This window comes from Parabacteroides goldsteinii DSM 19448 = WAL 12034, assembly GCF_000969835.1.
Taxonomy (GTDB): Bacteria; Bacteroidota; Bacteroidia; order Bacteroidales; family Tannerellaceae; genus Parabacteroides; species Parabacteroides goldsteinii.
This window is the reverse complement of the sequence record NZ_KQ033914.1, coordinates 129,047-142,109: the sequence shown is the minus strand read 5'-3', so window position 1 is coordinate 142,109 and position 13,063 is coordinate 129,047. Positions and strand designations below refer to the sequence as shown.

Annotated in this window: 11 protein-coding genes and 1 tRNA gene; 7 read left to right on the top strand and 5 right to left on the bottom strand. The window is 43.8% G+C overall.

Annotated elements, in window-relative coordinates:
- Positions 1-775 precede the first annotated feature (775 nt).
- The 4 genes from sppA to HMPREF1535_RS23150 all read left to right on the top strand — a co-directional run bounded on the left by sppA (position 776) and on the right by HMPREF1535_RS23150 (position 4,837).
- Positions 776-2,542 carry a signal peptide peptidase SppA gene (gene sppA / locus HMPREF1535_RS23165; protein ID WP_046147762.1) on the top strand — a complete coding sequence of 589 codons (1,767 nt, stop codon included), beginning with the start codon at positions 776-778 and terminating at the stop codon, positions 2,540-2,542.
- Between the two features lie 6 nt (positions 2,543-2,548).
- Complete coding sequence (lpxK, locus tag HMPREF1535_RS23160) at positions 2,549-3,649, top strand: tetraacyldisaccharide 4'-kinase (RefSeq protein WP_010800354.1); 1,101 nt, start codon at positions 2,549-2,551, stop codon at positions 3,647-3,649.
- Between the two features lie 7 nt (positions 3,650-3,656).
- Complete coding sequence (thiL, locus tag HMPREF1535_RS23155) at positions 3,657-4,688, top strand: thiamine-phosphate kinase (protein WP_046147761.1); 1,032 nt, start codon at positions 3,657-3,659, stop codon at positions 4,686-4,688.
- Between the two features lie 76 nt (positions 4,689-4,764).
- Positions 4,765-4,837: transfer RNA gene (locus HMPREF1535_RS23150), tRNA-Phe, on the top strand.
- Positions 4,838-5,090: 253 nt separating this feature from the next.
- Here the strand turns inward: HMPREF1535_RS23150 and HMPREF1535_RS23145 are convergent.
- The 5 genes from HMPREF1535_RS23145 to HMPREF1535_RS23125 form a co-directional block, all read right to left on the bottom strand.
- Complete coding sequence (locus HMPREF1535_RS23145) at positions 5,091-6,842, bottom strand: relaxase/mobilization nuclease domain-containing protein (RefSeq protein ID WP_046147760.1); 1,752 nt, start codon at positions 6,840-6,842, stop codon at positions 5,091-5,093.
- Positions 6,839-7,219, bottom strand: a complete 381-nt coding sequence (locus HMPREF1535_RS23140; RefSeq protein WP_046147759.1) for a hypothetical protein — start codon at positions 7,217-7,219, stop codon at positions 6,839-6,841. The genes HMPREF1535_RS23145 and HMPREF1535_RS23140 overlap by 4 nt, the downstream gene beginning before the upstream one ends.
- Positions 7,220-7,591: 372 nt before the next feature.
- Entirely contained in the window at positions 7,592-8,995 is a 1,404-nt protein-coding gene (locus HMPREF1535_RS23135; RefSeq protein ID WP_052716781.1) for a DUF3987 domain-containing protein, read from the bottom strand.
- A gap of 5 nt (positions 8,996-9,000) precedes the next feature.
- Positions 9,001-9,315, bottom strand: coding sequence for a helix-turn-helix transcriptional regulator (locus HMPREF1535_RS23130; RefSeq protein WP_046147758.1), 315 nt, complete (start codon positions 9,313-9,315; stop codon positions 9,001-9,003).
- A gap of 182 nt (positions 9,316-9,497) precedes the next feature.
- A complete protein-coding gene (locus tag HMPREF1535_RS23125; RefSeq protein ID WP_046147757.1) occupies positions 9,498-10,445 on the bottom strand; it encodes a DUF6043 family protein in 948 nt (315 codons plus the stop codon).
- A gap of 500 nt (positions 10,446-10,945) precedes the next feature.
- On the opposite strand from HMPREF1535_RS23125, the gene HMPREF1535_RS25680 reads away from it, so the two are divergent.
- From HMPREF1535_RS25680 to HMPREF1535_RS23115, 3 genes are read left to right on the top strand one after another with little or no spacing between them, the layout of a single operon-like run.
- Positions 10,946-11,608: a hypothetical protein gene (locus HMPREF1535_RS25680; RefSeq protein ID WP_052716780.1), complete on the top strand. Its 663-nt coding sequence runs from the start codon at positions 10,946-10,948 to the stop codon at positions 11,606-11,608.
- Between the two features lie 59 nt (positions 11,609-11,667).
- Entirely contained in the window at positions 11,668-11,970 is a 303-nt protein-coding gene (locus tag HMPREF1535_RS25230; protein ID WP_052716779.1) for a hypothetical protein, read from the top strand.
- Positions 11,971-11,979: 9 nt separating this feature from the next.
- Positions 11,980-13,062 carry a DUF1848 domain-containing protein gene (locus HMPREF1535_RS23115; RefSeq protein WP_046147756.1) on the top strand — a complete coding sequence of 361 codons (1,083 nt, stop codon included), beginning with the start codon at positions 11,980-11,982 and terminating at the stop codon, positions 13,060-13,062.
- Position 13,063: the final 1 nt, after the last annotated feature.

Here is a 13,063-nt window from a genome sequence, read left to right as displayed (position 1 = left end):
ACTACTTGTTGATATGTAAATCTTTCAAAGAACTTTCGCTTTCTTTTCGATTGCGGCTGCAAAGGTAAGGACTTTTTTTTAACTACCAAATTTTTTAGAAGAAAATTTGAAAGGTTTTTTTTGAGTCGCTGTGGCGGTTGGAATTTTGCTTAGAACCTCTAACCTCATCCCCTTTCCTCAGGTTACCTCTTTCATCATGTTGGTGCGCCGTTCTCTCTCGAATGCGGGTGCAAAAGTAGTAGATTACTATATACGATCCAAACTTTTTACCAACTATTTTTCATTTATTTTTTCACGGCAGGCACTGTAATATAATGTACGCACAAAGAAGACTGAAAAAATATTCCTCACTTACCGGTACTACCCGCATCTTTCGATTCGACTATACGGTTACTTTAGGTTTTTGTCAACTTATTTCAGGACACGACTTCCCTTTCTTTTATTCGTTCAATATATATCGAATGAATAATACACTATTATCAAATGAATAAAGCATATATGTCTTCTTTGCGTTTGATATATATCAAACGAATCACTTATACTGTAGCCGGGCTGAGTTATATACAAGTATATACAGAAAACGAAGGAAGGAAAAAGGTATCTATATAGCCCCACCTGGCCCTTTTGCCTTTGCTATAATAGGTAGTAATAAAGTCTATACCAAAGTTCTAACAGCAAATAGACATATCTCCCGAAATAATTCAAGGTAAAAGAATGGTTAGTATCAATAAGTTAACTATATTTGCTGTCTGATAAAAACTTACGAAATATAGATATGAAACAATTTTTTAAAATGATGTTCGCCTCAGCACTAGGTGTTTTTGTTGCTGTTGGCCTGATTTCCATTGTATTTGTATTCACTCTGATTGGTATTGCAGCCAATGTAGGCAGTACTCCTGATTACACCCCAAAAAGCAATACCGTATATAAATTAACGCTTGAAGGAAACCTCTCCGACAATACCGAAGAAAACCCAATCGCTATGCTGATGGGTGAAACAGATAAGTCTCTTTCATTAAAAGATATTCTTTCCTCTATCCAGACTGCCAAAGAGAATAAAAATATTAAAGGTATATATATAGAAGCAAAAGGTCTTAGCACCGGTTCTGCCAGTCTCGAGGCCATACGTAGAGCATTAAACGATTTCAAAGAAAGCGGAAAATTCATTGTTGCTTATTCTGACAATTATACGCAGGGTTGCTATTATCTATGTTCTGTTGCCGATAAAGTCTTCCTGAATCCACAAGGTACATTAGGACTTGTCGGAATGGCTTCACAAACGATGTTCTATAAAGATTTATTAAAAAAGGTCGGCGTAGAAATGATGATATTTAAAGTCGGAACTTACAAGGGCGCTGTTGAACCGTTCATGCTCGACAAACTAAGTGACGCCAACCGTGAACAAATCCAATCATATATAAGTACCATTTGGGACAATGTAACCAACGGCATTGCCGAATCCAGAAAAATCCCGGTTGCCGACATCAATAATTTTGCCAATCAAGGCTATGCTTTCGCTGCGGCCGAAAAAGCTGTCGAATGCGGCCTGATAGACGAATTGAAATACCGTCCCGAAGCCGAAGAATTCGTAAAAGAGCTGGCTGGACAAAGCGACAAACGCCTACAGACTGCCAGCCTCTCAAATATGAAAAGCATCAAAACCATCAGTCGTGAAAAGGCAGACCGTATAGCAATCCTGTATGCAGAAGGCGAAATCAAACCCGAAACTCCCTCTTCACCTTATAATACGGAACAGGCTATTACGGAGAAAGTAGCTTCCGAACTTATCAAGTTAAAAAATGATGAAAACGTAAAAGCCGTTGTTTTCCGTGTCAACTCACCAGGTGGAAGTGCCTTCGTATCCGAACAAATCTGGCGCCAGGTCATTGAATTGAAAAAAGTAAAGCCGATTGTTGTTTCCATGGGCGATGTAGCCGCCTCGGGAGGTTACTATATTTCGTGTGCCGCCAGCAAAATTGTAGCTGAACCCAACACGCTTACCGGTTCTATCGGTATTTTCGGTATTTTCCCGAACGTAACGGGTTTATTCGATAAACTGTCGCTTACTACCGATATTGTAAAAACAAATACATACGCAGATTTGGGAGACATGAGCCGTCCGATGCGTGAAGATGAAAAAGTCCTGATTCAATCATTTGTTGAGAGAGGATATGACACATTCATTACCCGTTGCGCCGATGGCCGCGATATGAGCAAGGAAGCAATCAACGAAATAGGACAAGGACGCGTTTGGACCGGCGAACAAGCAAAAGAACGTGGCCTGGTTGACGAACTCGGAGGTATAGATAAAGCTATCGAGACTGCTGCCTCTTTAGCCGACCTGACTGATTACAGCCTGACTTATGTTTCCGGTTCCAAAGATTTCTGGAAAGAATTCATCGAAAAACAGCTCGGTGAAGTAAAAGTTTCTGTCGTAAAAAGTGTATTGGGCGAAGAATATGAGTATTTCAAAACACTGAATAATATCAAATCGACAACCGGAGTCCAGGCGCGACTTCCTTATGATGTTAAACCATTATAATCCGAGATGCCGACAGAAAACGACATAAAAATACACTCTCTGCTTTCTCCCTTTTCCTTCCTGTATGGAATAGGAGTCCGGTTCCGCAATCAGCTGTTCGACTGGCGACTGCTGTCTTCGGAGTCATATCCTATACCTATTATATGTATTGGGAATCTGGCTGTGGGAGGAACGGGGAAAACACCCCATACCGAATATATCATCCGTTTATTAAAGGATGATTACAGGATAGCCGTGCTCAGCCGGGGATATAAACGAAAATCTTCCGGTTTTATTCTGGCAAACGAGCAAAGCATAAGCCACGAGATTGGTGACGAACCTTATCAGATGAAACATAAGTTTCCCGATATTCTCGTGGCCGTAGATGCCGACCGTCGCGAAGGTATCGGTAAGCTGCTGGCTCTTCCTGAAGAACAGCGTCCGCAAGTCATCCTTCTTGACGATGCCTATCAGCACCGTTACGTCGTCCCTTCATTCTCCATCGTCCTGACTGACTACCATCGTTTGTTCTACAACGACAAGCTACTCCCCGCCGGTCGCCTGCGTGAACCTATCTGCGGAATACGCCGGGCAGATATGGTTATCGTCACCAAATGCGAGGAAGATATGAAACCTATCGAGTACCGCATCATTGAAGAAAACATGAAGTTGCTGGCCCACCAGTCCATCCACTTCACGCATATCGCTTACGATGAAATTAAACCGGTATTCGGGAATCAGGGCAAACCGCTCAGCCGGAAAGACATTCAAAAAGAAGACGAACTGCTGGTTATATCCGGCATCGCTTCTCCCGAAGGGTTCATCAAAGAAGTCGGAAAGTTTTCCGACAAGGTAACACCGCTGATTTTTCCGGACCATCATGCCTTTGAAAAATCCGATATACGACGCATTAAAAATACCTTTGATAAAATGAAGTCATCCGCCAAATACATTCTGGTTACAGAAAAAGATGCCGCCCGGCTATTGGATAATCCGCACATTCCGGAAGATTGGAAAACGTGCATGTATTATTTGCCGATTACCATCGAATTCTGCCTGGACAAGAAATTTGACGATGAAATCAAAAAACATATAACAACTTTCCATAAAGATAATTTGTTACGATAAATAAAAGATGAGCAAAAGAACAGAAATTGCAACATTAGGCGAATTTGGTTTAATCCGCCACCTTACAGAAAAGATAGAGTTAAAAAACGAAAGTACAGTAAAAGGCGTTGGCGATGATGCCGCAGTACTAGACTATAAGGAAAAGCAGGTATTGGTAACAACCGACCTTTTACTTGAAGGCATTCACTTCGACCTGACGTATGTTCCGCTAAAACACCTGGGATATAAATCAGCAGTCGTCAACTTCTCCGATATTTATGCGATGAACGGAAAACCGAAACAGATAACGGTCTCCCTCGGTATATCCAAACGTTTTTCGGTAGAAGAACTGGAAGAATTCTATTCGGGCCTCCAACTGGCCTGTGATATTTATGGAGTTGACATTGTAGGTGGTGATACTTCCGCATCATTGACCGGCCTGTGCATCAGCATTACGTGTATCGGTGAAGGTGAAAAAGAAAAAATAGTCACCCGTAGCGGAGCTAAAGATACCGACCTTGTCTGCGTATCCGGAGACTTGGGAGCCGCCTATATGGGTTTGCAGTTGCTTGAAAGAGAGAAAAGGGTATTTAAAGGAGAAAAAGAATTTACCCCCGACTTCGCCGGCAAGGAATATCTACTGGAACGCCAGTTAAAGCCGGAAGCCCGCAAAGACATCATCGAGTTGCTTGACAAAGCCGGCATTGTTCCTACCTCCATGATGGACATTTCGGACGGCCTTTCTTCCGAATTACTTCATATATCAAAGCAAAGCAATGTAGGTTGCCGTATCTACGAAGACCGCATTCCTATCGACTACCAGACAGCGGCTATGGCAGAGCAGTTCAACATGAATTTATCGACGGCAGCCTTGAATGGCGGCGAAGATTATGAGCTCTTGTTCACCGTTCCCCTAACCGTCCACGACAAAGTATCTGAAATGAAGGGAGTTAAAGTCATCGGTCACATCACCCGTCCCGAACTGGGCAATTATCTGGTAGGCCGTGACGGTGGAGAAGTTGAACTGAAAGCCCAGGGCTGGAATTCACTTAATGAATAATTTTTATCATTTTTTCCACCAAACTATTGCATATTAAAAAAAAGTCCGTATCTTTGCACCCGTTAAACAAAACAACGGTGCCATAGCTCAGTTGGTAGAGCAAAGGACTGAAAATCCTTGTGTCCCCGGTTCGATTCCTGGTGGCACCACCTCTAAGAAAGTTAAATCGCTAATTCCAAAAGAGTTGGCGATTTCTCTTTTAGTCACTATCACCCGAAGTCACTACAATAGTCACTATCTAAACCGCTATAAATCACCTTAAATCGGCTTGATTAAATGCTTTTAAAAGAATCCGTTTAACCCTAACTCCGATTCACTCCACATTAAATCTCCCGTAAAAATATAGTGACTATCCGCGTGATGGGTCGGAATAGTCACTATTGTTATACTGCCTGGTATCTGCTACATTGAAAGATTCGTGCCGGATTGCCTGTTGTCGATGTCATCATTACGGGAGCGGTGACCGACCTCCCATTCACGATTTATGCCGTGAGCTGTGTTGACGTTGAGGGAAGAAATGGCGGCTGATAGATTCATGGCAAATATCCTCATTGTCTGCTCCGGAAAGTCCTGTGGACGGTTTGGTAGCACTCTTGCGCCTGTTCGAGACAATGTCTGCTCCTTGATTCTGCGGGTAATGGTTCGGGCATCCTCATGGGTGAGATATGCGATTGCAAGTTCACGGAGATATTCCTGCTGTTCTGATGGTGGCATTGCTTTATAACGGCTGGTTTCTTCTTGGGTCATGGTATTGATCGATGTTGAGAAACCGTCAGCCATTGTGATTCTCAATGCCTGTCCTCCGTTGCGGTGTCTGATTACTGCCACTGATTTGATTGATTCTGTAAGGTTGTTGACTGGATTAAATTTCAGATAGGCAGCAAGGATCTCTTCAGACAACATCGTGGCGGCTATCATATAGCCAACATCCTCGCGTTCTTCCGGCTTCACTCCATGATACCAGGAATACTGCCGCATGGATATGCCCTTTTGATATGTTTCACCATCTTTCGTGTGGATTCGTATATAGTCGTTTAAGCCCTCCCTGCAGATCTCGACAGTTAAAAGAGTGCGGTAAACGTCAAGCGGTGAAGGCTTGCGTTTTTGCTGCGGAGTGAAGTCAATCAGCTCCGACAACTTCATCACCTTGCTACCGTCGAAGGCTATCTTCACGGCATGGTCAACAATTCCATAACCCCGGACCTGACCGGTCCTGTCTTTCTGAAAATAAATGTCAATACCGAAGCGAGATTTCAACACATCAAGAAGCTGCTGAATTTTCTCCTGAGTCTCCTCGCTCAACGTCTTTCCGTCGCTGCCGAGCAATTTTCTGATGTCTGGATTCCGTTTTGCAGAAAATGGCTTTTTCTTCCCACCCTCTGACCTTTTGACATTATCGACCTTTTGACATTTTCCATTCTTGATTTCCGACTTGTACCTTCTGATTATGGCTCTCAGCTGAGTTAAACGCTCCTTTCGCTTCCGGCTGTTATTTGTCGTGTGGGCGAAAATATCACCAATTGAGACATTCCCCGCTTCGCCACCGCATTTGAAAAGACGGTAGCCGTCAAGTGATTTCTCCATCTTATAACCATGCGCCTTGACAATATTGGCGAACTGTCCTTCGGTCTCATAGTCATAGGCGAAGATGCGTGCCATGTCATTCTCAATGTCGGAGGATAATATACGGTTGGCGCAGGCGTTCAGCCGTCGATAGTCATGGTGATCAGGTATAGGAAAGCCATTGGGCCTGATTCGTGTCGACAGGATATGCACATGGTTGTTGTCCGTATCCCGGTGATAATATACGAAGTATGGCTGACGGCCATATCCTGCCTCATTCATCAACTCGCGTGCAAACTCAGTCAGCTCCTCGGCTGACATAATCTTCCCTTTGACCGATGCCGACACATGGAACTGAAATCGTGTAGTTGCTGTATTGCCGTATGTCTTTGAGCAATCCTTAAGATAACGCTCAACCTCTACGGCTGCATCAAGCCCGAATTTATGAAGCACCTCAATCTTATGACGCAGTTCTATGCTCACGTTCTCCATCGTCATGAGGTGTGCCAAGCCTGCCGCTACCTTCATTTCGTTATAGCGTGCGCCCGGGAATCCGGTGCCGGAAACATCGCTGAGTTTCTTGACTATCATTCGGAGATGGTTATGAGAGTATACAGATATTTCAGCATATCCTTCACTGTGGTCCAGTCATCGCAGAATTGGTTGAAAGGTACAAAGTCCGCAGTTCTCAAAGAGTGCGGAAACATCTTCTGTTGTTCATTGATGTGCTTGATGACCTGATTGGAATTGGTTCCAATTCTGACGATAAGTTTTAGCGCAGAGTTCAACAGGGCAATCATCTGAGGATTCTCGCGGTCAGCACTCTGTTTCTCATTGTATTGGAGGGTGGCACAACGAATCAATGCGCTTAGGTTGCCGTTGAAATATTTATCTGCCTTGGTCTGCATTTCCTTGTGAATCTTCTCATTCACGCGGAAACGTATTATGATAGTCTTTTTATCAGACATAGTGATGTTGTCTATATGTTATTATGATTGTATGTATGATTTATTTGATGTCATGAAGTCTTGGCGCCATAGTATTTTTATCTCATGAATGGATACAGACAAAAAGCCATAGTCTCCTTATCCCATAATGTCATGTTTACAGTAGCGCATCATGGCATTATCTTTTACCCCGATAGATAAGACCGCGAGTTTCGAGTGGTATTTACCCTCACCTTCGGGGAGGCGGGATTGCCGTTGTGGACACAATCGGCATATCTTGCCCATAACAGGCTCTATCTCCAAATAATATCGTGAGCCAACTGGATTCTCACCAGATATTGCAAAAAACCGAAAGTGTCAAAGTGTCAAAAGTTGAAAGTGTCAATGCTACTTTTAGATTTTGCGGTAGCAGCCGTGAGCATCCTTTGCGATAAAACCATGACCTCCATTTTTCAGAAATCTCTTGACCGAGGATTCCGATATGCCGAGTTTGCGTCCTTCCTCTATGACTTGTGATGTGGTAAACGTGTCTCGCAGATTGCCGAGCAGTACGGTATATCGGTTGTCGAGAACGCCGGTCTCAATTTCCGGAAATATGCGTGTTTCCATATTTCTGAAATATTCGGTGAGCAATATGGCCCGTTCCACACTGTCAGCTTCAATCTCGTCCATTTCGGACTCACCGCATACACCACGCATAACCTGAATGATTAGGCTGAACCGAATCAGATAGGTTTCAAGTTTTCCGCAGAGTGCCTTGACAGAATCTGAGTCGGTCGTCTCATACATTCTTTTGTTGACATCCTCCTTCCAGCGGATAGCCATGCCTTTGGCTTCTTTTGAGAAAAGCAGCTCCTTTGAGATTGTTTTTCCCTCCGGGCCTTTATCAGGAACCAAGTTTATGACCTTTCGGATAATTCTTTCCCAGTCATCAAGTACTATCTTAGGCATTGTGCTGTCGTTCCATGACGGCATTGTGGTTATTTCGGGATAAACTTTCAGGAACCGTGATGAAAAACCGTTCATCAGACGTTTTCCTCCGAATTGTTCTGCCAGACAGCCGGGTTGTGTGCAACCAATGATTGAACAGTAAGGATTGGAGAGGAATATATGTTCGTTATTTGACTTCCGGCTATACTTGAAAGGTGTGCCGCTGAACAGACTGAGGAAATAGCTCTCATCAGAACCGTTGTATCTGTTAAAGTTGGATAGAAGACTGTCGATTTCATCTTTGTATATAAGCACTCCACGCGGATTGTCACGCAAGGCGGCAATCAGAGCCTCAACGGTAGAATCGACCACGACATGACATTTGCGACGAGGCATATCCATTTCATCGGGCGTTGAAAGTTTCTCCCGCTGCTTTGCCGACATCTTTTCCCACTTGCGGTAAGCTTTCATCTCCTCGCAAAAGATGCGGTCATATTCTCCATCAAGTTTGAGCAATGGAGCCACGGCCAGTTGCAACGGGGGAGTCTTGCCACAGCTCGGCGAACCGACAAGCACGATATAGATAATGGGGCGGCTGACCCATCCGGTCATGAAGCGTACAGACCATGAGTTCCCCATAGCTGCGGCAAAAACAGTCAAGAACGACGCGGCGGTAAAGTCGATATTATAATTCTCATAACGGTGCAGAGATTCCACTATATTACGGATTGCAATGGGGAATACTTCAAGTGGAAATGACGGTGCCGATTCGTTGTCGGACTTGACAGAATCATGCCGTTCATCTTCATATAAGCCACACGCAGGAGTGATTGGACGGTGACGGCGATTATTATTGTTATAACTCATGACTATTAGAGTTTGATGTTGCGTTGTCCAAGAGCCTTGCGTACCTCATATTCCGGATAGAGCACCTTGTTTCCGGTCTTCACCGGTTTGAGGATTCCCTTGTTGGCCCAGTGCCAGAGTGTGGCGTCGCATACCCCGAACAGTTCCTTTACCTCTGCCTTGGTTAGCATTCGTTCTTTCTTCGCTGCCTCGACCATTGAGCCGAGTTCATCTTTGGCCCGGCGTATAAGGTCATCTGAAAAGGCTTTCAGATCTTCGGCACTCATCTCAACCTTGACATGAGCGCGACCTTCATTAAGCATATCTAAAAAGTCTTGCATATTGATTTCGATTGCCGTTTGAATTATGACGATTCCGCTGACGGCACAAAGCGAAAACGTCACCGCTCCGAAATGGAACGGTGACGCAAAAGTATAGCGTAATTTATTGGATTGAAAAGAAATGACGGTTCGTTAAGTTCGCGAACACTGGAACGAATCAAACGAATCGAAAAGGGCTTATTTCAGTTAACTTCATCAGGATTTATCAGCAGAATTTCAGCCTTTATCTTGTTGATTGCAAAGCGGTGTTCCGGTTCGTCCTTGACATATTGTTTGCGATTGGGAGACAGGCTTTGGAGAGCATTAACACTTTTCTGAACCTGTCGCTCGCCAACGATTTTGCTTTCCGGAAAAGTAGCAGCCAATATCCCGGCAAACTGCTTTACGGGTCTGGCGGCATCAAGTTCGCCGGATTCCACAAGTGCTATATATAGATGCGCAATATCGATCCCACTGATATGTGTCTGCGTCCATGTGCCGATGCGCCTGACCGTCTCACTGTCGTGAGATGACAAAAGGGAAGTGAAGTCATACACAAATTCCTTTCCCTTTGAAACTTTGGAAGTTGGCCTTGATTCATCAATGCTGCCCAATACCCAGTCTGCCAAATCTCCGTTATCAACACATTTCCGGAAGTCCAGAAACTCCTTCAACTCCTTTCGGGTTCGATGATTGTTCTCAATCTCATGGGTCATAAATGCCTTCAAGAACTTTGTGAGCTGCCATTGGTACTGCCGATTGTTAACCGCCTGCGCGGTATCTTCGATATTCTCAACCAACATTTCCGGAGAACGTCCATATTTCAGCCATGCGGCAAATGGCATCCGGTATTTCTCCCATTCGCTATCTTCCGGCTGCCCACTCAGTACAATACGGGCATAGCCCGATTCCCGGAGAGTCTTCAGAAGTTCCTCCAAGTCCAGATTGTCGAGGTCGATCATATCCTCCAGCCGCTTTTGGAACTCAGACGAAGCGGAAAATGCCGACTGCCCCATAAAAAACACCTCCAACAAGTCAGCCTCGCCCATAGCGGCGGCAAACTCGCCATATTCACGCGGATGCTCCTCCATCCACGCTTTTATATCTACATCACTCCGTTCGAGAGCCGTATTATTCTGATTGGTATTCATATTTTATTTGTTTTGTGGCTACAAAGTTCGTGCAATCCCATTGCTAAATCCCAATCATTAGACACAAATCCGATAAAATACGCTGCAATTTTTCATGTCCTTGCCTCTCATAGCCGAATTTATGAAGAAATAGCAACAATATTTGCACACAGCGTCATCAGATAGAAGTCGCGGAAGCTGAGCAACTCGGCACAATTTTACGACTAACGATACTTCAAACTTCCTGTTTTTAAGCACAACCGATTGTAATATCAGGGAAATTAGCTAATTTTGCATTGAAGAAAGAACCTCTTATCTTCAAGACATATGGAAGCTATATGCTAATCTTGTAATTGGGAACCTGAGAAATTCTAAAGAGCAAAGATGGCATAGTGGCTCTCACGCGATAGCGTGGGCTACTATTGTTACATCTGCTCACAGGTTTTCTCAGGACCTCCAATTAAGACGTAGCTATGGTGGCCCACTTTTTTAATTAAAAAACGAAAATCGACAAATATCAAATGGGATTTTTAGACTTCATATTTGGCAAGAAAAAAGATGAGCAAACTAAGCAGTCGGTTTGTCAGACTGTTTCTGACAAGCAAGCATCAAAACTGGCATCTCAAAAAATTATACAATCACAAGCTGGCACATTGCCCCCAACAATAACACCGTTTGCGTTCAAATCCGATTGTCATCAGAGATATGAGAACGGCTCTGAGGTTATGGGATTGCAACAGTGTATAAGAACTGTTAGTGTCGAAAAGAATACTAATGGATGTCGTGGCTATAAACTTAATCCTGGCGATGGGTATATCATCAAGGTCTATAATGACGATCTTGGCAAACCAAATATGTCAGATAAGCCGATGCGTATTATCAGCAAAGCCGCTGAAAAAGTCGAACTTCGCGGATTTCCCATCGAAGTTCAAACGCCTTTCGGTTGGCAAGAGGTTGACTATCGCGACTACGGCTTTACTGTTTATTACGACAAAGGCAAGGTCGTAAAATGCGTGCTTCACATGTTCGACCGGAATGTTGACTTGGAGTATCGTAAATCAGATGCCTCTGCACCCGTTAAAATCACCGCGAACTCTAACGCCAACTCACAATTTTCACAGCCTTCTGTCAAGGCAATAGCTATGGGGCCCCATTCAAATTTAGTTTTGATGTTACGGTTATAAGACAATATTATAATCAGAAATCTGAGCAAATCGAACTGGAAGACAAAGTAACCGCCACGATGATTCGCACCGTCAACAATGGAAATATTATGATTGATTTTTCCGACATAGGCGCGTTGAAATCAAAAGGTATTATCCAAACCAATCTTTCCTTAGCTCCGGACTTTTCATACAATCACGATGCAGATGGGAACGAGTTCGCGTCGGCAGAAATCAATAATTCATGGGCAGTAATGTCCTCTGGTAAGGAGTATGTTTCCCTTTTTCAAATCACAAAACAGAAGGGTAACGTGGTTTCTTTCATAATAAACAATCTACCAGGAGATCAGGACTTCTATTATCTGATAATGCTTCGTCAATAAAACGTAAATATGGCAAAGAAACAAGAAGATAGATTCGTTACTCTTGACAATGGAGAAGTAGCAAAGGCGACTTTCCCCGTTGTGGTTTCGGCAAGCCGAAGCACCGATATTCCAGCTTTCTATGCCGACTGGTTCTTTAATCGGTTGGAATCCGGATATTCAGCATGGACTAATCCTTTCAACGGAGTCAAAAGCTATGTCGGATATGCAAATACCAAATTCATCGTGTTTTGGTCGAAAAACCCGCGACCTCTCCTTAGACACCTGGATTATTTACAGTCGCGTGGTATTGGATGCTATGTCCAGTACACACTTAACGATTATGAAGAAGAAGGATTGGAACCAGGGGTTAGACCGCTCACAGAACGTATCGAAACATTCAAACTCCTCGTAGAGAAACTTGGTAAAGGTGCCGTCGTTTGGCGGTTTGACCCTCTTATCCTTACCGATAAGATAGATATGGATAAACTATTATCCAAGATTGAAAAAATTGGTGACCAGCTTATAGGGTTTACAGAAAAACTCGTTTTCAGTTTCACCGACATCGTTTCTTATCGGAAAGTCAAGTCCAACCTTGAGCGAAGCCATATCAATTACATTGATTGGACTCCAGAGCAGATGCTTGAATTTGCAGGTCGTCTTGTTGATCTCAACAAGCGTAAAGGTTGGAATTTTATCCTTGCAACCTGCGGTGAAATCGCAAATCTTCCCGAAGTAGAACACAACCATTGTGTCGATGACAGACTAATGGTGCGTTTCGGGTCTCACTCGCCCGAACTACTGAAATTCTTGGGCGCAGAAGTTCTCGACACCGCTCATTCGGACAATTTATTTGCCGAATTTGAGCCGGTAGATATTCCGGAAGATGCGGTAGATATAGGCAATGGCAAATATATTGTCATTCATCAAAACAATAGAGACAAGGGACAACGCATTGCTTGTGGTTGCATGAAAAGCAAAGATATAGGCGAGTACAATACCTGCCCCCATCTCTGTGAGTATTGCTATGCCAATTCAAGCAAAGAGGTTGCGGTGAGAAATTGGCAGCAACACAAGGCAAATCCTCTCCAAGACACTATAACAGGAAAGTGAT

Excerpts from the sequence above, each read along its gene's own strand:
- HMPREF1535_RS23130 (WP_046147758.1), bottom strand. The coding sequence starts at position 9,315 with ATGCAAGACTTTTTAGATATGCTTAATGAAGGTCGCGCTCATGTCAAG.
- lpxK (WP_010800354.1), top strand. The coding sequence starts at position 2,549 with ATGCCGACAGAAAACGACATAAAAATACACTCTCTGCTTTCTCCCTTT.
- HMPREF1535_RS23125 (WP_046147757.1), bottom strand. The coding sequence starts at position 10,445 with ATGAATACCAATCAGAATAATACGGCTCTCGAACGGAGTGATGTAGAT.
- sppA (WP_046147762.1), top strand. The coding sequence starts at position 776 with ATGAAACAATTTTTTAAAATGATGTTCGCCTCAGCACTAGGTGTTTTT.
- HMPREF1535_RS25680 (WP_052716780.1), top strand. The coding sequence starts at position 10,946 with ATGGGATTTTTAGACTTCATATTTGGCAAGAAAAAAGATGAGCAAACT.
- HMPREF1535_RS25230 (WP_052716779.1), top strand. The coding sequence starts at position 11,668 with ATGATTCGCACCGTCAACAATGGAAATATTATGATTGATTTTTCCGAC.
- HMPREF1535_RS23135 (WP_052716781.1), bottom strand. The coding sequence starts at position 8,995 with ATGAGTTATAACAATAATAATCGCCGTCACCGTCCAATCACTCCTGCG.
- HMPREF1535_RS23115 (WP_046147756.1), top strand. The coding sequence starts at position 11,980 with ATGGCAAAGAAACAAGAAGATAGATTCGTTACTCTTGACAATGGAGAA.
- HMPREF1535_RS23145 (WP_046147760.1), bottom strand. The coding sequence starts at position 6,842 with ATGATAGTCAAGAAACTCAGCGATGTTTCCGGCACCGGATTCCCGGGC.
- HMPREF1535_RS23140 (WP_046147759.1), bottom strand. The coding sequence starts at position 7,219 with ATGTCTGATAAAAAGACTATCATAATACGTTTCCGCGTGAATGAGAAG.
- thiL (WP_046147761.1), top strand. The coding sequence starts at position 3,657 with ATGAGCAAAAGAACAGAAATTGCAACATTAGGCGAATTTGGTTTAATC.